This window comes from Arthrobacter sp. MDT2-34-1 (genome assembly GCF_059091365.1).
Genome location: NZ_JBNHGO010000002.1, coordinates 106,396 through 131,737, shown reverse-complemented (window position 1 = coordinate 131,737; position 25,342 = coordinate 106,396). Strand labels below are relative to the sequence as shown.

Here is a 25,342-nt window from a genome sequence, read left to right as displayed (position 1 = left end):
AAACATGTCCCATCCTGCAGCCGCCGTTGCCGGCGAAACTCCTCCCGCCTACACCGCTGACAGCAGCGCAGCCCGGACGACGGCGGTGCGGAGCCCCACCGAGGGGGACGGCCGGCGTCGTAATCTCAGCTATCCGCCGGCACCCGAGCCGCTGCCCGTGCCGGTGATGGACAACCACACGCACCTGGACTTCCGCGACGGACCGGTGGCGGTCACGGTCCGGCAGGCGATGGACGCCGCCGAGGCGGTCGGCGTTGCCGGTGCCGTCCAGGTGGGCTGCGACCTGGAATCCGCCCGCTTCACGCTGCAGGCCGTCGAGGCCGAGCCGAGGCTGCTGGGAGCGGTGGCCATCCACCCCAACGACGTACCCCCGCTGGCGGACGCGGGGACGCTGGAGGAGGCCCTGGCGGAGATCGAGGCGATAGCCGCGCACCCGAGGATCCGGGCGATCGGGGAGACCGGACTGGACTACTACCGGACCGACGGCGGAGGCCGGGGCGCCCAGCAGGAATCGTTCCGCCGCCACATCGACATCGCCAAGCGGTTGGGCCTCGCCCTGCAGATCCATGACCGGGACGCGCACGACGACGTGGTCCGCGTCCTGCTCGAGGAGGGAGCCCCCGAAAAAGTTGTCTTCCACTGCTTTTCCGGGGACGCGGCGCTGGCCGGGACCTGCAACGACAACGGCTGGCACATGTCCTTCGCCGGAACCGTCACCTTCAGGAACGCCGACGGCCTGCGTGAGGCCCTGGCGGTCGCGGAACCGGCCCTGGTGCTGGCCGAGACCGACGCGCCCTTCCTGACCCCGCATCCCTACCGGGGCCGGCCGAACGCCAGCTACCTGGTGCCCTACACCATGCGCGCGATGGCCGAGGTCCTCCGGAAGGACCTGGCGGAGTTATGCACGGAGGTGGCGGAAAACACGGAGCGCGTTTACGGCTCCTGGCAGCAGGAATAACACGCGCGTAACTTCCCCGGGCCGGACCCGAAACGAGCATGCCGGGCTGCCCGAACGGCAAAGCGGCGTCCACTGCCCGGTGCCGCCCGCAGCAGGCGCCGCTTGTCGCCATGTCACGTTTCGATTACGGTAGGTAGCTAATGGCCGGGGTCGGGGAAGGCAACCGGACATTGTGACACCTGTGGCGGTAGCCGTTGGACGTTCCGTTCGTACGCCCAAACAGCCGCCGCGGGTGCAGCCTGCACTCGCACCGTGCCGTGAAAACCGGCACCTCCCACGCGCGTGTCTTAGTGTCCCCGTGCCCGGAAACTGCAACAGATTCGGGAACCGTGACAAACGCACTGAAGAACCGCTGGGTGAAGATCGCCGGCCAGGTCGTCGTCATGACCGCCTTGGTCCTCGGGCTGGTGGCTTTTGTGGGCAACAACAAGTCGGTCACGCTGACCGTGGACGGGCAGGCCAGCACCGTCACCACGTTCGGTTCCACCGTTGCAGACGTCTTGGCCGAATCCGAGGTGCAGGTCGGCGAGCTCGACGACGTCACCCCTGCGGTGGGCGAAGAGATCACCGACGGTGCCAGCATCGAAGTGGTCACCGCCAAACCCGTGGACGTGAACGTGGACGGCAAGGCCTCCACCGTGCACACCACCGCCGCCACCGTCGAGGAACTGCTGGACGAACTGGAAGTCACCGAAGAGTCGGCCCTGTCCGCCCCGTTGACTGCCGAGCTGGCCTCGGTGGGCGCGGTGACGATCTCGACGCCGAAGAACGTCACCATCGCTGTCGACGGCGAGACCCGCAAGGAAATCACCACCGCGACCACCATCGGCGACCTGCTGCAGGAACAGAAGATCAAGCTGGGCAAGGAAGACAAGCTCTCCGTTGCCGAGGCCGAGCCGGTGACCGAAGGCACCAAGGTCAAAGTGACCCGGATCGACCGCGAACGCGTGGAGGAGGCCGAGTCCGTCCCGTTCGAGACGGCCACCACGACCAACTCCGCCATGTACGAGGACGAAGAGAAGGTCACCCGGGCCGGGGAGCCCGGCGAACGCGTCAAGGTCTACGAGGTCGTCCTCACCGACGGCAAGGAAACCGACCGGAAACTCGTCAGCGAAAAGGTCACCCGCGAACCGGTCAGCCAGAAGATCACGGTGGGCACCAAGAAGCGTCCGGCCAAGGTCAACAACGCCAACGTCGGCGGGACCTGGCAGGCGCTCGCCGAATGCGAGTCCGGCGGCAACTGGTCCATCAACACCGGCAACGGCTACTCCGGCGGACTGCAGTTCAGCGCTAGCTCCTGGCTCGGAGCCGGCGGCGGCAAGTACGCGCCCTACGCCTACATGGCCACGCCCAGCGAGCAGATCGCTACCGCCGAAGTGCTGCGCAGCAACGGCGGCTGGGGCCACTGGCCGGCCTGTGCCGCCAAGCTGGGACTGCTGTAAGGCATCCGCTTGCTGCCACCGGGCCCGGGCTTCGTTGCCCGGGCCCGGGGTGCGTTAACCGGGCGGCGCCGCCACGGCCGCGGCCGGCGGCCCGATACGATGGCACAGTGACAGAACCCCAATCCGCCTCCGGTACCGACTCTCGGCACGACGCCGGGGGAGCCGCGCCCGCCCACACCCGACCCTTGCTGGGAGCGGCCGACGTCCGCCGGCTCGCGGCCGAACTGGACGTGCGTCCCACCAAGACCCTCGGGCAAAACTTCGTGATCGACGGCAACACCATCCGTCGGATCGTGGCTGCCGCCCATGTTGTCCCCGGCGAGACAGTCCTGGAGGTCGGGCCCGGCCTGGGGTCGCTCACGCTCGGGCTGCTGGACGCGGCCGGGCACGTGGTCGCCGTCGAAATCGATCCCAAACTCGCCGCCCGCTTGGAACGCACAGCGGCCGAATGGCGTCCCGGTGCCGCCGGGCGCCTGGACGTGGTGCTGGCGGACGCGCTGCGGGTCAGGGAACTGCCCAAGGCCCCGGATGCGCTGGTTGCCAACCTTCCCTATAACGTGGCCGTGCCGGTGGTGCTGCACCTGCTGGAGCACTTCCCGTCGCTGCGGCACGGACTGGTCATGGTGCAGGACGAGGTGGCCGACCGGCTCGCGGCCAAGCCCGGCTCCAAGATCTACGGTGTGCCCAGCGTCAAGGCCGCGTGGTACGGCACCATGCGCAAGGCAGGGGTGATCGGCATGAACGTGTTCTGGCCCGCACCCAAGATCGCTTCCGGGCTGGTGGAGTTCACCCGCGGGCAGCCGCCCGTGACCCGGGCCCCGCGCCATGAAGTGTTTGCCGTCATCGACGCGGCGTTCGCGCAACGCCGCAAGACGCTGCGCGCCGCGCTGGCCGGCTGGGCCGGCAGCGCCGCCCGGGCCGAGGAAGCGCTGCGGCTGGCAAACGTGGACCCCGGCGCCCGCGGAGAGGTGCTGGACATTGCCGCCTTTGCCCGCATCGCCGAGTTCAACCATCCGCTTGTCGGCTAGGAAGGTGGCGGCATCGATATGACCAGAACACGTCCCGTCCGCGTCATGGCGCCCGGAAAGATCAACGTCTCCTTCCGCGTCGGCGGCCCGCGACCGGATGGCTACCACTCGGTGGCCAGCGTCTATCTGGCGCTCTCGTTGTATGAGGAGGTCACCGCCACCGCGCGTGAGGACGATGCCATCACGGTCAGCGTGCGCAACGGGCCCGGGCTGGACTTCGATCTGGACGGCATCCCGCTGGATGCTTCCAACCTGGCGGTGCAGGCCGCCGACCTGATCCGCGAAACCTCCGGACACGCGCAGGGCGTGCACCTGGACATCACCAAGCGGGTGCCGATTGCCGGCGGCATGGGCGGCGGCTCCGCCGACGCGGCCGCCGCCCTGGTTGCGTGCAGTGCGCTTTGGAACACCGGCTACTCCCGGGACGAGCTGATCGGCCTGGCCGCCGGGCTCGGCGCAGACGTGCCGTTTGCGCTGCACGGCGGAGTGGCCGTCGGACTGGGGGTCGGCGACCGGCTGACGCCGGCGCTGGCACGCAGCGAAATGCACTGGGTCCTGGTGCCCGCCTCGTTCGGTTTGTCCACGCCCAAGGTCTACGCCGTGGCCGACGACCTGCGCGCCCGCCGCGGCCACGTCCCGGACGAGCCCGAGCAGGTGGACCCGGCGATCCTGCAGGCAATGCAGTCCGGCGACGTCCACCAGCTGGCCGGCTGCCTGCATAACGACCTGCAGGAGGCCGCCATCGAGCTGGCACCCGAACTGGCCGATATCCTTGAACTGGGCGAGGCCGAAGGCGCGCTGGCGGGCTTGGTTTCCGGGTCCGGGCCGACGGTAGCCTTCCTGACCGCAGGACGGCGCGAGGCGGCCGAGCTGGGGCAGCGGCTCGCGGATGTCGCCGGCGTGGTTGCCCTGCCGGTCCGCGGACCGGTGCACGGCGCCCGCATCATGGCCTGACCGCCCGGCCCCGCCCCTGGAACGACAGCGGCGCGTCCGCCTCCACCAACGCAACAGAAAGCAGCATCCTTGGTCCACCTGCTCGGCGCAGAAAACGTCAGCGTCTCCTTTGCCACCCGCACCATCCTGGACTCGGTGTCCCTCGGCCTGAACGAAGGGGACCGGATCGGCATGGTGGGGCGCAATGGCGACGGCAAGTCCACCCTGATGCGGCTGCTGGCGCACCGCGCCACGCCCGACGACGGCCGGGTCACCAAGCGCGGCGACGTCAACGTGGGCTACCTGGACCAGCAGGACGTGCTGGACGGAGACCTGCCGGTCGGCGTGGCGATCGTCGGCGAAGCGGCCGAGTACGAGTGGGCCTCCAACCCGCAGATCCGCGAAATCATGAACGGCCTCGTCGGCGACGTCGACTGGCACGCGACGGTGTCGTCCTTGTCCGGCGGGCAGCGCCGCCGGGTCGCCCTCGCCAAGCTGCTGATCGAGCCCCATGACGTGATCATGCTCGACGAGCCGACCAACCACCTCGACGTCGAGGGGGTCGCCTGGCTGGCCCGCCACCTGCAGACGCGGTGGCGCCCCACCGAGGGGGCCTTCCTGGTGGTCACCCACGACCGCTGGTTCCTGGACGAAGTGTGTACCCGGACCTGGGAGGTCCACGACGGCACCGTCGACCCGTTCGACGGCGGGTACGCCGCCTACGTGCTGGCCCGTGCGGAACGCGACCGGACGGCTGCCGTCGTCGAAGGCAAGCGGCAGCAGCTGGTGAAAAAGGAGCTTGCCTGGCTGCGCCGCGGTGCTCCCGCCAGGACCGCGAAGCCGAAGTTCCGGATTGAAGCGGCCAACGAGCTGATCGCCGACGTGCCCGAGCCCCGGGACGCGGTGGCCCTGAACAAGATGGCCACCGCCCGGCTCGGCAAGGACGTGCTGGACCTGGAGCAGGTTTCCTACACCCCGCCGGCCCGGCCCACGGACGGCGACGGCGGGCCCGCCGCGCTGTTCGACAACATCACGCTGCGGCTGGCACCGGGGGAACGGCTCGGCCTGGTCGGCGTCAACGGGGCGGGCAAGACCACCCTGCTGCGGTTGCTGAACGGCGAGATCCAGCCCACGGCCGGCAAGGTCAAGCGCGGCAAGACGGTGCAGACGGCCATGCTCACGCAGGAAGTCCGCGAACTCGACGATGTCATGGACCTCCGAGTGGTGGAGGTGATTCAGCGCGAACGCCAGGTCTTCAACATCGGCGGACGCGAGGTTTCCGCCAGCCAGCTGGTGGAACAGCTCGGCTTTTCCAAGGAGAAGCAGTGGACGCCGGTGCGCGACCTGTCCGGCGGGGAGCGGCGGCGGCTGCAGCTGCTGCGGCTGCTGGTCGGGGAACCGAACGTGCTGATGCTGGACGAGCCCACCAACGACCTGGATACGGACACGCTGGCGGCCGTGGAGGATGTGCTCGACGGCTGGCCGGGCACGCTCGTGGTCGTCTCGCACGACCGCTACCTACTGGAACGGGTGACCGACCATCAGGTGGCGCTGCTGGGCGACGGCAAGCTCCGCGGGCTGCCCGGGGGAGTGGACCAGTACCTTGAGCTCCGCGAAGCGGCGCTCGCCGGCCGGCCCGCGCCGTCCCCGGCCGGCGCAAGCGCCACCGCCGCACCATCCTCCGGCGCCGTGCACAGCGAAGCGGACAAGCGCCAGGCCAAGAAGGACCTCAACCGGATCGAGCGCCAACTGGGCAAACTGGGCCAGCAGGAGGACAAGCTCAAGGAGCAGATGCACGCGGCAGGTGCCAAGTCCGACGTCGACTTCGCCGGGCTGGCGGAGATGAACCGCAAGCTGCAGGAAATCGCCGAGGAGAAGGAAGGCCTGGAGATGGAGTGGCTGGAGGTCTCCGAAATCCTGGAGTGATCCCTCGGCTCAGGACGACCTGCCGCTGTTCCCCCAGAGGCCCGCGTCGCGGATGGACCGCTGGATCTTGGCGGTTGCCGAGAGCAGCGCCTCGCGCTCCGCGGCCGAGAGCGGATCGAAGACGTTCTCGCGGACGAAGCTGACGTGGCCGGGGGCGGCCTGCCGGATGGCATCCCAGCCGGCGTCGGTCATCGAGATGTTGAAACCCCGCGCATCCGTGGCACACGCCACCCGCTCCACCAGCCCGCGGGCTTCCATCCGCTTGAGCAGGTGGGACAGCCGGCTGCGCTCCCAGTCCAGCTGCTGCGCGATGTCCCGGGCCCGCATGACGCCCTCGTCCGCCTCCGACAGGGACGCCAGGACCGAATACTCCACGCCGGACAGGTCGGAGTCGCGCAGCAGCTGGCGGTCCATGGCGGACTCGAAGCCCCACAGCAATTCCCGGAAGGCGCGCCAGATCTCTTGCTCGTGATCGTCCAGCCAGCGGGTGTCGGAGTTCACGACTGTCACTTCCTCGCCTTTGGTTGACAATTCAAGTTTCCGCCCTGCATAATTGACGTGTCAACAAAACCATGACGCGTCGACAATGTTGGCACGTCGGGACCAGACCTCGAAGGGGTTATTTATGACCAAGATCGCTATCGTTACCGGCAGCACCCGTCCGGGTCGTGTCAACAAGCAGGTTGCCGATTGGGTTCTCGCCCAGGCCGCCGGCCGCACCGACGCCGAGTTCGAGGTCGTCGACATCGCCGACTTCAACCTGCCCCTGCTGGACGAAGCTTACCCGGCCATGTACCAGAACTACCAGAACGACCACACCAAGGCGTTCTCGGCCAAGATCAGCGAGTTCGACGGCTTCATCTTCGTCACCGGCGAGTACAACCACACCGTCACGCCTGCCCTGACCAACGCCCTGTCCTACCTGAACGTCGAGTTCAACAACAAGGCCGCCGGCATCGTTTCCTACGGTTCCATGGGTGGCGCCCGTGCCGCTGAGCACCTGCGCAACATCCTGTCCGAACTGCAGATCGCCCACGTGCGCAACCAGGTCATGTTCTCGCTGTTCACCGATTTCGAGAACTTCGCCGACTTCAAGCCGACCGAGCAGAACGCCGGCACCCTGGCTCCGATGATCGACCAGCTCATCCCGTGGACCAAGGCCATGGAGTCCGTCCGGGCCGCAGCTGTCGCCGCCAACTAACCTGCGGCCCCCGGCGGCTTCGCGCCGCTTAACGCTCCGCATCGCAGGGCGCTCCGTACCTCCCGTCAGGGAAGCCGGGGCGCCCCGCGCCGTTAAGGCGGGGACGGCCGGAACGATGGCACCGGCGGGTCGGGTTTCGTTGGTACCGGGAGAAGGAGGGACGCGTCGTGGACGCAGGAAACGCTGCGGCCGGCCTGCGGGGGCGGACCCCCAGCCGCCGCCGGATGCTCGACCATCTTGAGCAGGCCGCCTCGGCAGCTGGCTTCCGCCTCGACGAAGACCAGCACAGGGCCGCCCGCCTGCTCGCCGAAGCCGCCGCGCCGCTCCGCGCCGGACTGCCCGCTTTGCCGGGGATGCGCCGCGGGCTGTATCTTTGGGGTCCCGTCGGACGGGGCAAAAGCTGGCTGGCCCGGGCATTCTTCGATGCCGTCGACGTGCCGGACAAACAGCGCTGGCACTTCCACGACCTGTTCCGACAACTGCACGCCCTCCGCCGCGACGCGCAGGACCCGGAGGCCCGGCCGCCGGGTACCAGCGCCATCGACGTGGCCATCGACGGCTTGCTGCGCGGCTGCGCCCTGCTGGTCCTGGATGAATTCCACGTCCACGATCCGGGGGACGGCCAGTTGCTGGCCCGGCTGCTGCGTGAAATCCACCGCCGCGGCATAGTGCTGGTCACCACCTCGAACTATCCGCCCGAGCAGTTGATGCCCGGCGAGGTCTTCCATGAGCTGTTCGAGCCCACCATCGCCCTGATCCGCCGCACCATGCACGTTGCCCCCGTCGCCGGCCCGGTCGACTACCGCACGCAGCCCGCCGGTCGCGCCGACGGCCGGTCGGACGACGGCGGTGCCCGCCCCGGCCGGTTCGGCGACGGCGCCATGGTCGTTGCCCCGGACGGTCCCGGCGACCCGCGGGTTGCCGAGGCGGGCCTACACTGGCCGTCCGCGGCAGAGGCGCGCGAACTGCGGCCGGGGAGCTGGCCGCTGCCGGTCCTTCGGAGCACGCCGGCCGAATTGTGGTTTGATTTCCGCGACCTGTGCGAAGGGCCCACCGCCGCCTCCGACTATTTGGGCCTGCTGGCGCATGCCGCCCACTGGATCATCTGCGGTGTGCCGCCCCGGGAAGCGATCAGCATGAACGGCTGGCAGCGCTTCAGCAATATTGTGGACATCCTCTATGACGCCGACGTGCCGTTGACGGTCATCAGCGCGGAGCCGCTTGACCTGGCCTCGTCAGCCAGCCCGTCCGCCGTCGACATCTCCCGCATTGCCAGCCGGTTGGGCACCCTCGGCCGGGTGGGTGCCGCGCCCTGACTGCCGTTCCCGCCGGTCGCGCCGGCGGGACAGCGCAACGCCCAGCAGGCACACCCCGCCGCCGATGACGGCCAGCACGGTGGGCGTCTCGCTCAGGAACAGCCACCCCAACACGATGGTGACCGGAGGAACAAGGTAGGACGAAACGCTCAGTTGCCCGGCCGGCATCCGGGCCAGGGCATAGGCCCAGGTGCTGAAAGCCAGGGCCGTGGGCACCAACCCCAGATACACCACGCCCAAGGTCGCCGCGGCCGGGGCGGTGCGCAGTTCCGCCAAAAGGTCACCGGCAAACGGCAGCGATGAGAGTGCACCGATGCTGCAGGCCAACCAGGTGACCTGCCCGGCCGGCACGCTGCCCAGGGCCGGCTTCTGGAGCAGCACCCCGGCGGAGTACGTCAACGCCGCTGCCAGCGCCCAGAGCAGCCCGACGCCGCCGGCGGCGCCGCCACCGGTGCCGAAGCCGATCATGACGACTCCCGAGAAAGCGACTCCGGCGCCGATGGCCAGCCACCTGGGGATGCCTTCGCCCAGGAACAGCCCGGCGCCCAAGGCCGTGAGCACGGGTGCGAGATTGACGATCATGGCGGTGGTGCCGCCGTCGAGCGTTTGCTCCGCGGTGTTGAGGGCGAAGTTGTAGACGCCGAACCACGACAGGCCGCAGCCGGCGATCAGCAACCACGCCCGGCGGCCCGGCCTGACCCACGGCCGCCCGACCAACAGCAGTGCCAGTGCGGCCGAGCCGATGGCGAGCCGCATCAGGCTGAGCGGACCGGGCCCGAAATGCGGCAGCACGCCGCGGATCACGACGAAGGCACTGGCCCACGCCAGGACCGTCACGATGATGGCCGCAAGGACCGAAAGCGGGACGGCGGCGATCCGCGGGACGTGTGTCATGGTGGCAACGCTAACCCAAGCGGCAGTGCACCGGCCGGGCCGGACCGGAATGTCTGCTTCCCGCGTCAGGTGTCGGGGCCTGCACCGGTCCTGATGGGGGACGGGTGCGCGCCGGAGGCAGGACGGAACCTCGCGTCGTACCGGTGAGAGCACTGCTACTCTTCATTCATAACGTCGGGGGGCCGGGACGACACCGGGCCGCGTTCAATGCAGGAGGAATGCAGTGCGGACCGTTGCAGGTGAGCCCGGGGCGGCAGCGCGCCCAACCGTCCTGGTCGGCGCCGTGGACCCTGCGACCCGCGGGTTCCTGCGCAGCGTCCTGAGCGATGCCGGCATATCGGTCGCTGCGTTGACTTCCGCGGCCGAGGTGTTGGCCGAGGTGCAGCGCAACCCGCCCGACATCCTTTTGGTGGACGCCGCCGATATGTCCCTGGCCGGGATGGAAGCCGTGCGACGGCTGTCGGACAGCCAGCCGGGCGCGCAGTGGCGGGTGATGCTCATGGCCACCGAGGACGAGCTGCACTTGGTGGAACGCGGCTACGAGCTGGGCGTCTCCGACTACCTGATCAAGCCGCTGACGGCCGCCAGTGTGGTGAACCGTGTCCGCGTGACCCTCGCGAGATCGGAACACCGGCGACGGGAACGCAACGGGGTGGCCGTCCTGCGGGAGCGGATCCGGAATGTGTCCGACGGCATTCGCAGTACGAATGACCCGGACGAAATGATCAACCTCGCGTTGCGTGGCATCGGCGAGGCCTTCGAAGCCGACCACGTCTGGGTGCGTACCCTGGCGGACGAACGAGTGCCGCATACCACCGCTCAATGGATCAGCGAATCCACCCAGGGCTCCATGCCCTACCGCAGCGACGAACAGGTGCTGGAGCTGTCCTCGGCGCTCTGGGCCAAGCACAGCGTGCTCACGTCGGCCGACGACGGCGGCATCGATATCGCCGCATATCCCCATGTGGCCGAATGGCTCGCCACCCCCCGGGGCAAATTGTCCCTGCTCGCGCCCTTGGGGCAGGGCCCGCAGGCTTTCGGCTTGCTGTGCCTGATCCGCACGGGGCAGCCGCGGCCATGGTCGCCGGCCGAGATTTCACTGCTTCAGCATGTAGCCGGCAACCTGGCCCACGGTCTGATTCAGGGGCACCTGATTACAGTTCAACAACAGGTCGTGGAAAAGCTTCGCGAGCTGGACCAAGCCAAGTCGAACTTCGTGGCCACGGTCAACCATGAGCTCCGGACTCCGTTGACCTCTATCGCCGGGTACCTGGAGCTGGTGCTGGATGGAGACGCCGGTGAGGTCCCGGAATCAGTGGCGCGGATGCTGAAGATCGTGGGTCGCAATGCCGCGCGGCTCCGCGAGTTGATCGAAGACATGCTCACCTTGTCCAGGATGGATTTCCAGAGCAGCGGGTTGAAGACGGAACCGGTGGACCTGCCACGCCTCCTGCGCACGGTTTCCACCGCGCTGGAACCGGTGGCGCAGGCCAAGAACGTAAAACTGGTCGGTGAGGGTCTGGACACCCGGCTCGCCGCTGACGGCGATACCAAGATGTTGGAGCAAGTCTTCACCAACATCCTGTCCAATGCCGTCAAGTTCACGCCGCAGGACGGGGAGGTGCGGGTCACGGTCGGCCTCGGCGGCAAGAACGACGACGGCGTCCCCTGCGCCGTGGTCAAGGTCGCCGACAGCGGGATCGGCATCCCGGAAGAAGACCTGCCCCAGCTCTTCTCGCGTTTCTACCGGGCGTCCAACGCCCATGCCATCCAGGGCACCGGCCTGGGCCTGGCCATCGTCAAGGGGATGGTCGACCAGCACCGCGGCGATATTTCCGTGGAGTCGAGGGTCGGCATCGGCACGACCTTCACGATTACACTGCCGCTGGATTCCGGACCGAAACAGCAACCCGCCAACGCGTCGGACGCCGTCGCTGTCTCTTAAACCACAAAGGCCGTGGCACGCGTCCGAAGATGCATGCCACGGCCTCAGCCGGCGAGCGGGAATCCCGCTCTATTTACTTACTTAGTGCGGCCAGTTGCCTGCGTTAATGGAGTAAGCACCATCGAATGCTTTGCTCTGCACAACGACGTTAGACAGATCAGTTGAACTGGCTGCCGCTGCGGGCGCCGCTGCACCAACAACCGCAAGGACCGCTGCAACCAGAACAGCTGCGGAAAATTTCTTCATGTGGGCTCCCGTATTAGTTTATGCATGACTCTGCAAATGCATGCAGATGGCGATGACATCGTAAGTCTACAGAGTTCAGGGCTTTGGAGCTAGTGGTGAAACGACACATTTGGGTGCGGCGGAAAGCAACCCAAAGCGAATAAGATTGATCCCAGAGCGTCTGATCTATTCGGATGACGAAGTTGAGAGGAACGCACATGGTGTTGGCGTCGGCCGCAGGTGATGGCATTCTGCTTGAGCTTAGGGCGCGAGATGCATTCGCAAAGCGCGACTATGTGCAGGCGAGGCTTGGAGCGAGAGAACGCGCCGACCAAGCCCTCGCAGAGAATGATCAAGGGACATGGTGGCATATGACGTTCTTGGAAGCCGAGTGCTTCCGAGACATGGGCCGATTTTACGACTGCATCAGTACCGCTCAAACGTTAGAGATGCATCCGCTGACCGTCGCCTCGCCGGAACTACTTTGCCGCGTGCTCACAATCAAATCCGTTGCTGCTCAAGGGGCGGGCGAATTGGCCGACGCGCTCAAACTAGCCAGTACCGCAGTCTCGCTAGGTGAGTCGGCTCCTTTGCGAAACGAGATTCAGGTTGCGGCGCTCTCCGCCGAGGTTGCTGCCTTGGCTGAAAATGACCGACTGGAAGAAGCCTGGCAGCAATGCGAGGTCCTTATCAGATTGCTCGATGAATCCGGTGACGCTCAAATGGCGGGCAAGGGATACTGGGCCGTCGGCAATGTCGCCTTCTTAAGGCAGCAGTCAGCCGAGGGCGTCCGTTACCACCAGTTGGCAGCGGAACACCTATCCCCGTCGAATGACTTGTCTCTGTGGGCTTGGTTCAACAGGGCTTCAGCGGCGATGCGGCTAGCTGCAGGAATCGCTGATATGGAAACCGAAAATTGTATGGACCGGGCAGAGTTGGCGGCCTCCATCATTGGGATAACGGACGATGTCGAACGCTTGAATCACTTCAACCGGGCTCACTGGCACTTCCGACTGGGTGAACTTGATGATGCTATCCGGCTGCTCGTGCCGATATGTGCCGAATCTCCATCAATGGCACATCAGACTGCGGGTGAAGCGCATATGTTGCTTGCGAAGGCCCTGCGCGAACAAGGCGATTGTGCATCGGCCCTACGCCACTTGAAGGACAGCCAAACGTATTTCGTCCAAGCCGGTGCCAAGGACAGGGCGGCCCAAGTGGCCGCAGAAATCGCCGAGTTTCCGCGGGCTTCGTAACATGCATTCTTCATCGTGTCATTGAGCGTGTCGTGAACTCCGTTCGTTTACGCTGTGAACGATTGGCAGTTCTAAAGCAGTAAGTTCTGGATTTGTTGGACGGGAGCGAAAGCTTCCATCGAATCGTTGGGGGAGCGGATGCACGTGCTAGGTCATGGCTGGCCCGAGAGGGTTGCAGGAGCGGTATCCAATAACGACGCGGCCGCATGAGGCGCGTAGTTGGCGCGGCCGATGCCGTTGCAGCCGACGTGATCAGTGCCGGCGATGGCATCATCAGCGTCGATCTTCCGCGCGGAGCAGCCTTCACCGACGAAGTCGCGGCCCACACGTCAACACAGCTTCGCGTGCTTTCCGGCGGCCACCCTTGCCGTGTCTTGATGCGGATGACGGGCGTTACATCGATTTCCCGCCTGGCCCGGTCGATGCTGGGTCGGCAGACGAATGCGTCCGCCATCGCCCTCGTGGGCGAGTCTCCGGTGGACCGGGTGATAGCCAACTTCGTGCTGGGAGCCGAACCGTCCGAATGCCCTGTCCGCTACTTTGACTCCGAACCACAGGCCCTCGCGTGGCTGGAACGGGACAATGCCGCATAATGCCGATCCTCGGCTCCAGCAGTTGGTCGACGGGATGGTCCGCCTGGCCGGAGGCGATCTGTCCACCAGGATCGACCCCTCGCCGGCACGCGACGATATTGACGCCGTCATCACGGGCGTCAACCTCTTGGCCGAGGAGCTGCAGCTTAGCTACATGGAACTGGAACAGCGCGTCGAGCAACGGACGGCTGAACTGCGCCAGGCACATCGGGACATGAGCCGGATGGCCCTCACAGATGCCTTGACCGGGCTGGCGAACCGCACGGCTTTGGCCAAGGACATGGACGCCGCGCTCGACGATGCGCGGTCCGGCCAGCGGGCCCCGGCATTGCTCCTGCTGGACATGGATTCCTTCAAGCAGGTCAACGACAGTTTTGGCCACGACGCCGGCGACCGCGTACTCACGGTCGTGGCGAACAGGCTAAGGTCCGTCGTGCGCGACGGTGATACGGTGGCACGGCTGGGCGGCGACGAATTTGCGGTCCTGCTTCCGCGCGCGACGACGGACCTCGCGCTCCAGGTGGCCCAGCGGATTCTGGGCGTGCTCAATGACGAAATCCAACTGGACGAAGTCACCGTCTGGCCCCAGGCCAGCATCGGCGTCCGGGTGGCAGATGCGGGACAGACCGCGCAGAGCCTGCTGCTGGACGCGGACACGGCAATGTACGAGGCGAAAAAAGACCCCCAGAACCGCACCAAGGTCTTCCAGTCCCATATGCTTCAGGCGCGCCAACTGCACAACCAGATGGCGTCCGAACTCCGCGGTGCCATCGCGACCGGCGGCTTCGAGCTCGAGTACCAACCGGTAGTGGATCTGTGCACGGGCCTGCCGATCGGGGTGGAAGCGTTGATCCGGTGGAATCACCCGGTGCGGGGACGTGTCATGCCGGCCGACTTCATACCCATGGCGGAACAGACCGGCCTGATTGTTGACCTGGGGCGGTGGACCTTGTGGGCGGCCGCGCACCAGTTCGCCCAGTGGTCCGCCGAACTGAACCTGGATCCGGCGTTCCAGATCCGCGTTAATCTCTCGGTAGCCGAGCTCCAACGCATCGACCTGGTAGAGCACGTTCGGGGCGTCTTGAGGGATTCCGGAATGCCGGCCGAGTCGCTGGTGCTGGAGATCACGGAGACCGGTCTGGTTACCGGGGGAGAAGTGGAGACCTACTCCTTGCTGGCCCTGCGCAAGCTCGGGATCGGCATCGAAATCGATGACTTCGGAACCGGCTACTCATCGATCAGTTACCTGCGCCGGTTGCCGGTTGACATGGTTAAAGTGGACCGGTCCATCATTGCTACGCATTCTGCCGACGGGTCCCAGCAGGACTTCATCGGTGCCGTCCTTCAGCTCATTCGTGCTGCGGGGCTGGACGCGATCTTCGAGGGCATCGAGACGCGGGAACAGGCGGAACAATTGCGCGATCTTGGCTGTAGCGGTGGCCAAGGGTTCTATTTCAGCAAGCCGGTGTCGGCAGCAGTCATGGCCCGGCTGTTGCGCAGCGGTGCCAGCCTGCCGGCGGCCGTCGAGCCATCCTTTGAGGACGCACCCAGCCTGGCGACCGCGGTGGAGTGACCGGCACGGATGCCATGTGTCGGCGGCCCGTGCCGCCGAGTCGCATCGGGGTTGGCAAACGTGGCAAAATGGACACTTGTGCCACCGGGTCAGTGTTCTTGGCGGCACGGTCCGCCCTGGTGTAATGGCAGCACCCCGGCCTTTGGAGCCGTGGAGTATAGGTTCGAATCCTATGGGCGGAACGACCACCGGCCGGTAAACCGGAGGTGCTGCGGCAGGTAGGATGCCGTTAACCCAAATGCACCGGCCACACCGGAATCAGCGCAGCGAGGAGTGCCACTTAGTGAGCCCCCAGGACGTCCCTGAACAAAACGTCAAAAACGCTTCAACACCGGCAGCGGTCATCGTCCTGGCCGCGGGGGCGGGCACCCGGATGAAGTCCAAAAAGCCCAAGATCCTGCATGAGATCGGCGGCGTCTCCATGGTGGGCCACGCGCTCGCCGCGGCACGCGGCCTGGCACCCACGGTGCTTGCCGCCGTCGTACGCCATGAGCGTGACCGGGTGGCGGAGCATATCACTTCGTTGGATCCGGATGTACTGATCGTCGACCAGGACGAGATCCCCGGCACCGGGCGCGCAGTGGAGGTGGCGCTGGATGCCCTTCCCGCCCAGCCGGACGGCCCCGTGGTGGTCACCTACGGCGACGTTCCGCTGCTGACCACGGCGCTGCTGAAGGAACTCGTGGGCGAGCATGCCTCCAGCGGGAATGCCGTTACCGTACTGACCGCAGTCCTCGATGACGCCGGCGGATACGGGCGGATCATCCGCGCCGAGGACGGCAGTGTCCAGGGCATCGTCGAGCACAAGGACGCCACGGACGAACAGCGCGCGATCCGTGAGGTCAACTCCGGAATCTATGCCTTCGATGCCGGAGTCCTTCGCGCCGCCCTGTCCAGGATCACCACGGACAACGCCCAGGGCGAGAAGTACCTGACCGACGTGCTGTCGCTGGCCCGGGCCGACGGCGGCCGGGTGGCCGCCGTCGTCACCACCGACCGCTGGCAGGTGGAGGGGGCCAACGACCGGGTCCAGTTGGCTGCCCTGGGGGCGGAGCACAACCGGCGGGTCTTGGACGCTGCCATGGGGGCCGGCGTCAGCATCGTGGACCCGTCATCCACCTGGATCGACTCGACGGTGACGTTCGGCACCGACGTGACGCTGCTGCCCGGCACCCAGCTGCACGGCGCCACGCATGTCGCCTCCGATGCCGTGGTGGGGCCGGAGACGACCCTGACGAACGTGACCGTGGGCGAGGGCGCCTCGGTCATCAGGACGCACGGCACCGATTCCGAGATCGGGCCCGGCGCCACCGTCGGCCCGTTCACCTACCTTCGCCCCGGCACGGTGCTGGGCGAGAAGGGGAAAATCGGCGCGTTCTACGAAACCAAGAACGTGACCATCGGCAAGGGCGCCAAGCTGTCCCATCTGGGCTATGCCGGGGATGCGGAGATCGGTGAGTATGCCAACATTGGCTGTGGCAACATCACCGCCAATTACGACGGCGAAAAAAAGCACCGTACCGTCATCGGCTCGAATGTGCGCACCGGCTCGAACACCGTCTTTGTGGCTCCCGTGCACGTGGGCGACGGTGCCTACTCCGGCGCAGGCGCGGTGATCCGCAAGGATGTGCCGCCCGGAGCGCTCGCGGTCAGCGTCGCGCCGCAGCGGAACCTTGACGGCTGGGTGCAGAAGAACCGCCCCGGCAGCTCATCTGCAGAAGCTGCCACCCGAACTTCCTCCACGCAATCCCCAACTGCAGAAAGTGATCCTTCATGAGCGGAATCAAGGCACAGGGCGAAAAGAGGCTGGTGCTGGCCTCCGGACGCGCCCATCCGGAACTGGCGCGGGAGATCGCCAAAGAGTTGGAGATCGACCTCCTGCCGACGTCCGCCTACGACTTCGCAAACGGCGAGATCTACGTCCGGTTCGAGGAAAGCGTGCGCGGTACCGACGCCTTCGTGATCCAGGCGCACCCGGCTCCCATCAACGAATGGCTGATGGAGCACCTGATCATGGTGGACACGCTGAAGCGGGCCTCGGCCAAGCGCATCACCGTGGTCGCTCCGTTCTACCCGTATGCCCGGCAGGACAAGAAGCACCGCGGCCGGGAACCGATCTCGGCCCGCCTGGTGGCCGACATGTACAAGACGGCCGGCGCAGACCGGTTGATGTCCGTCGACCTGCACACGGCGCAGATCCAGGGTTTCTTCGACGGTCCGGTCGACCACCTCATGGCTATTCCGCTCCTGGCCGAGTACGTCCGCACACGGGTCGACCTGGACAACGTGACCGTGGTGTCCCCGGATACCGGCCGCGTCCGCGTTGCCGAACAGTGGGCCGAGCGGCTGGGCGGGGCTCCGCTGGCCTTCGTACACAAGTCCCGCGACGTGAACGCGCCGAACCAGGCCGTGTCGAAGCAGGTCGTCGGCTTGGTTGAGGGCCGCACCTGCGTGCTGATCGACGACATGATCGACACCGGCGGAACGATCTCCGGCGCCGTTCAGGTCCTGAAGAACGCCGGCGCCAAGGACGTCATCATCGCAGCAACGCACGCCGTGTTCTCGGATCCCGCCGCCCGCCGGCTTTCCGAGAGCGGTGCCCGGGAAGTGGTGGTCACCAACACGCTGCCGATCCCGCCGGAGAAAAACTTCAAGGAATTGACCGTCCTGTCGATTGCTCCGCTGGTCGCCCGCGCGGTCCGTGAAGTCTTCGAAGACGGCTCGGTCACGAGCCTCTTCGACGGCAAGGCCTGACAGCGGGGCCTGACACAGTTTCAACCAGTCTCTAGCGGTTCCTGAGCGGAGCCGGCGACGGGTGACGGCCTGACGATGTGGCCGCCCCCTCGCCGGCTCCGTTTCCGTCTCCGGAGGCTTCCCGTCTCGGACCGGGACTGTACCTTGGCCGGCGTGGATCATCTGCCGCAGCCGTTCCCGGCCCGCCCGCCTGCTACTCGTGTACAAGGCCGGACTCGCTGGCTATGGTTAATCCCACGTCCGATGGGGGTCGGGCGTTGGGGGCAGGGGAAGAAAGACGGTCTCGCCATGAAGGCTGAGAGTTTATTCAGTCATGCGCTTGTGCCCGGCCCGGACACGGTTCTGATCGGCCGGGTGGAGGTCGCAGGAGCGGTTCTTAAAGCGCTGACGGACAGGGGATCCGCGGGCGCGGTCGTCGTCGCGCCCTCTGGATACGGGAAGACGCTGCTGGCACGGCATGTGGTTAAACATCTTGGGGAACGCGTCCTGGTCGTCCAACTGCGCGGCACCGCGTACGCGCGCAGCCGCTCCTACGGGGCGCTGACATACTTGCTTGCCGAGTTGGATGACTCGCAGCTGGCGCACCCGATGCTGGTTCTGGACGGATTGTCACAACAACTGAGCCAGGCAGCCGGCGGCAGAGACATCGTCCTGCTGATCGACAACGCGGAGCATATCGACGGCGACTCCGCGACACTGCTCGGCCAACTGGTCACGAGGGGAGATGTACGAAGCATTATTCTCGCCCGGGATTTTTCGGCGGTTCCGCCGGCCTTCCTGAGCCTGGGCCACGACCCGCGAATGCGGCGGATCGACCTGCCTCCCCTGAACCAGTCGGAAGTTGGCGAGCTGGCTGCAACCGGGCTGGACGGACGGCTTTCACGCGAAGCAGCGCGGGTGCTGCAGGCACATTCCGGCGGGAATCCAAGGTTGGTTCCGTTGCTGGTCAGGGACTACGTATCCTCAGGTACTCTCCGGGAACGGAACGGCGTATGGGTCCACACCGGCAAACCGGTCCGGCTGGGGCCGCCCACGGTGAGCACTGTGTGCGCGACCCTGAGCGGTTTGGACGACGACGTTCTGGAGCTCGCCCGCCAACTCGCGGAGTCCGGCGGTCTTCCCCTGTCCGATCTGCAGGCGACCGGGCGCGGTGGTGCCTTGGACCAGCTTCAGTATCGCGGGATAGTTGGCATCGGCTACCATCCGGCCCCAGTGGTCAAAATCGCTGACCGGCTCATGGCAGAGGCCCTCCGCGCAACCTCGCCCGACGGTCTCTATCGGTCCCGGCCACCGGCCGTGCCCCGGACGACCCTCCGCAGCCACCCGGAACCGGCCCGGAACGGCTTGGTGCCGCCGCTAAACACGGCCCGGTCCATGGTCTTTCAGGGTGAGTACGCTGGCTCGCTAGACCTGCTTCGGCGCTGTGCAGAGGATTGCTTTGTCCCGACGTGGCAGAGGCTGCTCAGCCGGGCCCTGCTCTGCGAGTCCTTGGCAGTCACCGGGCGCAGTGATGATGCGCTGGCGGTTGCCGACGAGCCGTGGCCCGACCTTGCAACGGTGCCTGAAGAACGCCGCCGGGAGATCCAACAGCACCGGGCCGCAGCCTACTTGCTGTCCGGCTCCTGGTTGGACGGCGCCGGGCGTCTCCGCCAGTGCGGCCGCCGTGGTGATCCCGGCGGTACGTGGGAGGAACTCGTTGACGGCATCGTACTGGCCTCAACCGGTGATCTGCACCGTGCAGCGGGCCTGCTGCGCTCTGCCCGCGCCCAGTCGTCGGAAGCGGATCCCGACGGATTGGCACCATTGGCCGAAGCGGCCTCGGCTTACTGCCGGGCCATGCTCAATGAAGCCGGCGGAGAGGCAGGAACAGAACCCCCCCGCGGTGGGGCAAGCCCCTGGCTCATCACCCGCCTGGAACGGCACTTTCGTGCCATGGCACGGGCGGCCAGCGGCGACGTCGATGGTGCGCTGCGACTGCTGCGGCAGCAGGCGGCTGCGGACCGGTCGGCGGCGGTCGGCGCCATGGAGATGATGGCGCTGGCGGCCATGGTGCGTCTGTCCGGGGTGGACGAGGATGGCCGACTGCTGGAACTTGCCACCCGGTGCCAAGGACCTTTCGCCGATGTCTGCGAAACGTACGCGAGGGGCCTCGCTTCCGGAAACGCCAACCTGCTTCTCCAAGCGGCCGAGCAAGCGGCTAGAGCCGGTCAACTGACCTTTGCCCGCGACGTAGCCGGCCAGGCCGAGGCGGCCGCAGACAGATCGGGACGGGCCGATGTACTCCGCAGGGTCAGGCGCAAGGTTCGCACACTCCTTGAGGCCGGGACGGAATCAGGCTACGAGGCCGCCTGGCGCGGGCGCCTCACGGCGCGTGAACAGGCTGTTGCCAGGTCTGTTGCCGAGGGCCGCAGCAATCACGCTGTTGCCCGGGAACTTGGTGTCTCGACCAGAACGGTCGAAGGCCACTTGTACCAGGTGTTTTCCAAACTGCTCATTCGCAGCCGTCAAGAGTTGGCCGAGATGCTGGCTCCGGAGTCCCCTGGCCCAACCGCATGAACGTTTCCGGCTCCGGGGGCGGGCGCCGGGACCTCGTCGATGCGGTGACCGCTTGCCTCGCCGGCCAGGCAACCGGCGGAGCGGTGCTTTACGGGGACGCCGGCATAGGGAAGTCCACCGTCGCGGATGAGGTTGTCCGGAACCTTGGGGACACGGTGCGGGTGCAGCGGGTACGAGCCGAACCAACCCTGGCACACGTGCCCTACGGTGCGCTCTTTCCTTATCTGAGGGGAGTGACCCCCGCGGAGTTGGAATCTCCGCTGGCGGTCCTGCGGACGGTGCGCTCCTCCCTTGCCAAGGGCCCCGCGGGCGAGGCCCGTCCCCTGTTGCTGATCGTCGACGATGTCCATGATCTGGACGACGCGAGCAGCCATCTGCTGGCGCAACTGGTCATGGCGCGCTCGCTCAAGATCCTTGCGCTCTGTAGAAGCTGGAGCGCGCAGCCGCGGGAGCTCCTGGAATTGTGCCAGGACGGGATCCTGGAAGCCTTCGAAGTGCGGCCGCTCACGACGGCGGAAGTCCGCAACACCCTTGAACAGATGTTCGGAGGGACGGTAGCCGGCGGGACGGTGCAGATGCTGCAGCACAAGTCTTTGGGGAATCCGCACCTCCTGAAGGCCTTGGCCGCCCACGCTGCTGCAGCGGGCAATGTGGTGCAGCACCACGGAGTGTGGCGGATGATCCAGGAACCCACTGGCCTGGATCCGGGCGCACTTGATCTGTTCAAGGGACTGGTCAATGGGCTGGAGGCACCTCAGCGGCGTGTGGTGGACATCGCCGCACTGGCCGGCTCGGTGCCGGCTGCAGCGGCCGGTGCCCTCTTCGACAGTATGGCGGTCCGATCCTTGGAGGAGATGGGGCTGTTGGCGGACATGCGCACCGGAAACCTCGCCGTGCGGCTTCGGTTCCCGCCGTACGCGGACGTTATCCGATCCATGGTGCCCGCAGGACGCAGCGCGGAACTTCTCAACCAATACCTGGACGTCATGAAATGCCTGGAACCTGCACCGGAGAGAGCCAGGGTGGAACTGGTGCGCTGGCAGGTTGACGCCGGCCGGCCGCCGTCACCCGAAGAATTACTGCCTGCCGCGTGTGCCGCCAATGACGAGTGTGACCATCAGCTGGCTCTAAGGCTTGCAGATGCCGGCACAAACGGCCAGCCTGCCGCTCTGGTGGAACGAGCGCGCGCCCATTGGGGGCTGGGCGACAGCTCGGAGGCCAAAACGGCGCTGGACCTGATCCATGAGAACGTGGACCGTCGGACAATCGCGGCCGCCGCGCTGCTCCGGGCGTCCCTCGTAGAGCCGGAAGCCGGGTACCGGGTTCAGCTTGAAAAGATTTCCTCCGGTTGGATGGAAGCAGCGGCGGCGCAACCCTCGACGGCCCCGGGCGACGCTCCGGTCGCAGCGGCGTGCCTGGATGCAGCAACCGGTGCTTGGTTGCTGCAGGCTTATGCCGACATGTTGGAAGGAAACTTCGGAACGGCCCTCGACCGGCTGGAGAACGCCCCTGCCCCTGGATCTGAGGATGCTGGAGTTACCCGACTGCTTGCCGGTACCGTCAAGGCGCTTTGCCTGGCGGAAACTGGCCGTTTCAGGCAGGCGGCGGAAGCCGGGACAGAGGTCCTGAAGCTGGTCGCGGCAACTCCGTCGCTACGGTCCTTCTATCCCTTTGTCTTCTCCCGGAACGTGGAGTCCTTGTTGATCGCCGGCCGCTACCAGGAGGCAGAACGCGCCCTGGATGAATACAGCAGGACCGCGCCGTGCCGGCACCGTTGGTTTTCAGGTAACGAATCCGCTCTGCGAGGACTGCTTCTCTTTCGAAGGGGCCGGATGAAGCCCGCGGTCCAGTCGTTGGCGGAAGGTATCGGCCCGCTGCGCCACGAGGATCAAGGGATGCTGCTTCCATCCGTGCTCGGAGCCGCAGCAGCCGGAGCGGCTCTGTTGGGCAACGGCGGGCAAGCCAAAGACTTCCGGGTTGGCCTGCAGAAAGAAGCGGGCACCGGGAGCCGCCCGCGCCTGCTTGTAGCCTCTGCCTACGCTGCAGCAGCTGCATCAAGCCGCGCGGGCCCGCCGGGAACAGCACGCGCGAATCCGGTTCTTCTGCTGGACGAACTTGAAGCCTTCGCGGCAACGGCCCGTGCGGCGGGATGGGTCAGCGCAGAGAAAGAGATTCTGGAGCATCAGCTCCTGCTCGGGGACGGTAGCGGGGCGGCACGTCTCGCGGAACTGTGCGCCCCGTTGGATGGGCCCGAAACCCAGGCTTTGGCGGCTGTCGCGTCCAGCAGGGCCTCATCGGATCCGGGGGGTTTGATGGCAGCAGCCGAGATGGCAACGCGTGCGGGCAAAGATTTGCTCGCGGCCACGGCAACGTCCTGGGCATCGGACATCTACCAGCGGCAGGGGCTTCAACGCCAGCACAACGGTGCACTGCACCAATTGCGGGTAACCCTGCGCCGACTCGACGGTGTCACGACTCCTGCAACCGAACGTGCCCGGGGGAGTGCACCGGCACTGACCGCGCGGGAGCAACAAATTGTCCACTTGGTGCGCCGGGGCGCCAGCAACAAGCAGATCGCGGAGTCCTTGACGCTCTCTCCCCGGACCGCCGAGGGACACCTGTACCGGATATACCGAAAACTCGGGGTCGAGAACCGCCAGCAGCTGATCCGGTACGCCGAAGTACTGGATCAGTGAGGGCCAACAGCAAGTATCTGACGCGCAGATCCAAGTACCGCCCGCGAAGCAGCAAGTAGGCCATCGGTCATGCCGCGGCAGGAAACAGCCGAATTGTCGGTCCAAGTCGAGTGTCGGCTACTTGGGCATACATCGTAGCCGCTTCCTAGGCTGAAACTGTCGAAAGCTTCGGTAGAAACCAAGGGGGCGTGAGGCTCTCGACGACTATCGGTTCCGGGACAGTCCGCGGGCATGCGTCGGCGGGCTGTGACATCCATCCCGGCAACCGAATTTGGGGCACGGGCCTCGCCTGGGACACGGGCAGCATCGCGCATCCCCGTAGGAGCACTGCGCGCGCTGGTCGATCGCAGAATCCGTCTGGTGGAACGGATTGGGGACCCGGTTGAACAGATTGGGGAATCGTCATGATCGCAGAACTCGACAAGGTCTCGAGGGCCTGCCACACGCATGTTCACACATGCGGCGGTCCCGCACGGTCGGGCGCAGCAGAACGGGTCACCGGAGCTGTCCAGGCCTGCAGCCCGGGACTCACACGCTCCCCCCGCCCGGAGGAGACGTGCCCGGGGCGGCAGTCAGCGACAGCTAAGGCAGGTTAATGATGGATATTTTTACATCTCTGGAGTCGGAGGTCCGCAGTTACTGCCGGACCTGGGATACCGTTTTCGACTACGCCGCCGGGGACACGCTGCATAGCGAGGACGGCAGGGAGTATCTGGATTTTTTTTCGGGCGCAGGAGCACTCAATTACGGGCACAACAACCCGCTTCTGCTGGAGCCGCTGATTACTTACTTGCGCTCCGGGTCGGTCATCCATTCACTCGATATGAAGACGACGGCGAAGCGACGATTCCTGGAGACGTTCCTGGAACTAATCCTGATCCCTCGCGGTCTCGACTATAAGGTCATGTTCACCGGCCCCACCGGGACGAACAGCGTCGAAGCGGCGCTGAAGCTGGCGCGCAAGGTTACCGGCCGGCACCAAGTGCTGAGCTTCACCAATGCGTTTCACGGGATGACCCTTGGCGCACTGGCGGTAACGGGCAATTCACTAAAACGCCAAGGCGCAGGAGTTCCGCTCAATAACGCCTCTAGCTTCCCTTATGACGGCTACTTCGATCAGCCGACGGAAGATTTCCTGTGGCTGCAGCATGCGTTGGAGGACAGCGGGTCCGGACTGGACAAACCCGCCGCGGTCATAGTGGAGACGGTTCAGGGCGAGGGAGGGCTCAGAGCGGCCAGTGGAAGTTGGCTGCGGCGACTCTCCGATATCTGTCACCAGCACGGCATGCTTCTGATCGTCGATGATGTCCAGGCCGGGTGTGGACGTACGGGCACGTTCTTCAGCTTTGAGGAAGCAGGTATCCAACCCGATATTGTCTGCCTGTCGAAATCACTGTCCGGTTTCGGACTGCCGCTTGCCGTCATGTTGTTGAAACCCGAACTGGACATCTGGAAGCCGGGAGAGCACAACGGTACCTTCCGCGGCCATAACCCGGCCTTCGTAACCGGGACCGCGGCCCTGGAACACTTCTGGAACGGTCGGGGATTCGAACGAGACATCGCGGCACGGTCCGCACAGTTGCATGCAGCTCTGGCAACGATGGCGTCCGGCATTGAAGGCGCCCTTGTCCGCGGTCGAGGGCTCTTGGCAGGCGTGTATTTCCCGGACCGGACAATGGCACGAAAAGTTGCCGCCGAATCCTTCGCCCGTGGCTTGCTTGTAGAAACCTCCGGGCCGGAGGGAGAAGTGCTCAAAGCCATGCCTGCATTGACTATCAGCGCGGAAAACATGACCCGCGGGCTTGACCTGCTTGCAGAGGCTGTCCGATCGGTTGCCGGTGAATGGCTTGACGAAACGCCGGGCAGCCGCGGTGGGGACGTCCTCAGGCCGCGGGCGTCCAGTTCGGCGCTGCTGCGCGCAGTGAGCACGCCGAGCCGAGCACACATTGGCAAATAGGCGGTTAGCTCTGGACGGGCGCAGCAGGGCAATCCGGAGTGTTGGCGGGGCAGCGACCGCACCCGAGGTGCAGCGGCAGCCCAGCAAGT

19 protein-coding genes and 1 tRNA gene are annotated in these 25,342 nt (G+C 66.1%); 17 read left to right on the top strand and 3 right to left on the bottom strand.

All coding sequences use genetic code 11. From position 1 onward, the window contains the following. The first annotated feature begins 4 nt into the window (after window positions 1-4). From AC5RVV_RS10970 to AC5RVV_RS10950, 5 genes are all read left to right on the top strand, one after another. Window positions 5-958: a TatD family hydrolase gene (locus tag AC5RVV_RS10970; protein WP_494001427.1), complete on the top strand. Its 954-nt coding sequence runs from the start codon at window positions 5-7 to the stop codon at window positions 956-958. A 329-nt stretch (window positions 959-1,287) separates the two neighbouring features. Further along, window positions 1,288-2,400, top strand: coding sequence for a resuscitation-promoting factor (locus AC5RVV_RS10965; RefSeq protein WP_494001426.1), 1,113 nt, complete (start codon window positions 1,288-1,290; stop codon window positions 2,398-2,400). A 107-nt stretch (window positions 2,401-2,507) separates the two neighbouring features. Then, window positions 2,508-3,428, top strand: a complete 921-nt coding sequence (gene rsmA, locus AC5RVV_RS10960) for a 16S rRNA (adenine(1518)-N(6)/adenine(1519)-N(6))-dimethyltransferase RsmA (RefSeq protein WP_494001425.1) — start codon at window positions 2,508-2,510, stop codon at window positions 3,426-3,428. 18 nt (window positions 3,429-3,446) lie between these two features. Then, window positions 3,447-4,382 carry a 4-(cytidine 5'-diphospho)-2-C-methyl-D-erythritol kinase gene (locus AC5RVV_RS10955; protein ID WP_494001424.1) on the top strand — a complete coding sequence of 312 codons (936 nt, stop codon included), beginning with the start codon at window positions 3,447-3,449 and terminating at the stop codon, window positions 4,380-4,382. A gap of 69 nt (window positions 4,383-4,451) precedes the next feature. Beyond that, window positions 4,452-6,287: an ABC-F family ATP-binding cassette domain-containing protein gene (locus AC5RVV_RS10950; RefSeq protein ID WP_494001423.1), complete on the top strand. Its 1,836-nt coding sequence runs from the start codon at window positions 4,452-4,454 to the stop codon at window positions 6,285-6,287. Window positions 6,288-6,296: 9 nt separating this feature from the next. On the opposite strand, the gene AC5RVV_RS10945 is transcribed toward AC5RVV_RS10950, so the two are convergent. After that, window positions 6,297-6,797 (bottom strand): MarR family winged helix-turn-helix transcriptional regulator, encoded by a 501-nt coding sequence (locus tag AC5RVV_RS10945; RefSeq protein ID WP_494001422.1) that lies wholly within the window; start codon window positions 6,795-6,797, stop codon window positions 6,297-6,299. A 115-nt stretch (window positions 6,798-6,912) separates the two neighbouring features. Between AC5RVV_RS10945 and AC5RVV_RS10940 the strand changes: the two genes are divergently transcribed. Together AC5RVV_RS10940 and zapE are read left to right on the top strand one after the other, a co-directional pair. Further along, window positions 6,913-7,488: an NADPH-dependent FMN reductase gene (locus AC5RVV_RS10940; protein WP_494001421.1), complete on the top strand. Its 576-nt coding sequence runs from the start codon at window positions 6,913-6,915 to the stop codon at window positions 7,486-7,488. A gap of 167 nt (window positions 7,489-7,655) precedes the next feature. Next, on the top strand, window positions 7,656-8,804 hold the full coding sequence (zapE, locus tag AC5RVV_RS10935; RefSeq protein ID WP_494001420.1) for a cell division protein ZapE: 1,149 nt from the start codon (window positions 7,656-7,658) through the stop codon (window positions 8,802-8,804). On the opposite strand, the gene AC5RVV_RS10930 is transcribed toward zapE, so the two are convergent. Continuing rightward, entirely contained in the window at window positions 8,724-9,698 is a 975-nt protein-coding gene (locus tag AC5RVV_RS10930; protein ID WP_494001419.1) for a DMT family transporter, read from the bottom strand. The genes zapE and AC5RVV_RS10930 overlap by 81 nt on opposite strands. 223 nt (window positions 9,699-9,921) lie before the next feature. Between AC5RVV_RS10930 and AC5RVV_RS10925 the strand changes: the two genes are divergently transcribed. After that, on the top strand, window positions 9,922-11,643 hold the full coding sequence (locus AC5RVV_RS10925) for an ATP-binding response regulator (protein WP_494001418.1): 1,722 nt from the start codon (window positions 9,922-9,924) through the stop codon (window positions 11,641-11,643). 81 nt (window positions 11,644-11,724) lie between these two features. Here the strand turns inward: AC5RVV_RS10925 and AC5RVV_RS10920 are convergent, their stop codons facing one another. Next, a complete protein-coding gene (locus AC5RVV_RS10920) occupies window positions 11,725-11,889 on the bottom strand; it encodes a hypothetical protein (protein WP_494001417.1) in 165 nt (54 codons plus the stop codon). 173 nt (window positions 11,890-12,062) lie between these two features. Between AC5RVV_RS10920 and AC5RVV_RS10915 the strand changes: the two genes are divergently transcribed. The 9 genes from AC5RVV_RS10915 to ectB all read left to right on the top strand — a co-directional run bounded on the left by AC5RVV_RS10915 (window position 12,063) and on the right by ectB (window position 25,253). Beyond that, window positions 12,063-13,124: a hypothetical protein gene (locus tag AC5RVV_RS10915; RefSeq protein WP_494001416.1), complete on the top strand. Its 1,062-nt coding sequence runs from the start codon at window positions 12,063-12,065 to the stop codon at window positions 13,122-13,124. A 206-nt stretch (window positions 13,125-13,330) separates the two neighbouring features. Then, entirely contained in the window at window positions 13,331-13,717 is a 387-nt protein-coding gene (locus AC5RVV_RS10910) for a SpoIIAA family protein (RefSeq protein ID WP_494001415.1), read from the top strand. Beyond that, the gene (locus AC5RVV_RS10905; RefSeq protein ID WP_494001414.1) at window positions 13,707-15,290 is read left to right on the top strand and encodes a putative bifunctional diguanylate cyclase/phosphodiesterase; all 1,584 of its coding nucleotides are present in this window, start codon (window positions 13,707-13,709) and stop codon (window positions 15,288-15,290) included. Before AC5RVV_RS10910 ends, AC5RVV_RS10905 begins: the two co-directional genes overlap by 11 nt. Window positions 15,291-15,400: 110 nt before the next feature. Continuing rightward, a tRNA-Gln gene (locus AC5RVV_RS10900) sits at window positions 15,401-15,472 on the top strand. Between the two features lie 56 nt (window positions 15,473-15,528). Then, window positions 15,529-17,067 (top strand): bifunctional UDP-N-acetylglucosamine diphosphorylase/glucosamine-1-phosphate N-acetyltransferase GlmU, encoded by a 1,539-nt coding sequence (gene glmU / locus AC5RVV_RS10895; protein WP_494001413.1) that lies wholly within the window; start codon window positions 15,529-15,531, stop codon window positions 17,065-17,067. Then, window positions 17,064-18,044, top strand: coding sequence for a ribose-phosphate diphosphokinase (locus tag AC5RVV_RS10890; protein WP_494001412.1), 981 nt, complete (start codon window positions 17,064-17,066; stop codon window positions 18,042-18,044). The genes glmU and AC5RVV_RS10890 overlap by 4 nt, the downstream gene beginning before the upstream one ends. A gap of 153 nt (window positions 18,045-18,197) precedes the next feature. After that, window positions 18,198-20,600, top strand: a complete 2,403-nt coding sequence (locus AC5RVV_RS10885; protein ID WP_494001411.1) for a helix-turn-helix transcriptional regulator — start codon at window positions 18,198-18,200, stop codon at window positions 20,598-20,600. After that, complete coding sequence (locus AC5RVV_RS10880; protein ID WP_494001410.1) at window positions 20,597-23,296, top strand: helix-turn-helix transcriptional regulator; 2,700 nt, start codon at window positions 20,597-20,599, stop codon at window positions 23,294-23,296. Before AC5RVV_RS10885 ends, AC5RVV_RS10880 begins: the two co-directional genes overlap by 4 nt. 598 nt (window positions 23,297-23,894) lie before the next feature. Beyond that, window positions 23,895-25,253, top strand: a complete 1,359-nt coding sequence (ectB, locus tag AC5RVV_RS10875; protein WP_494001866.1) for a diaminobutyrate--2-oxoglutarate transaminase — start codon at window positions 23,895-23,897, stop codon at window positions 25,251-25,253. Window positions 25,254-25,342: the final 89 nt, after the last annotated feature.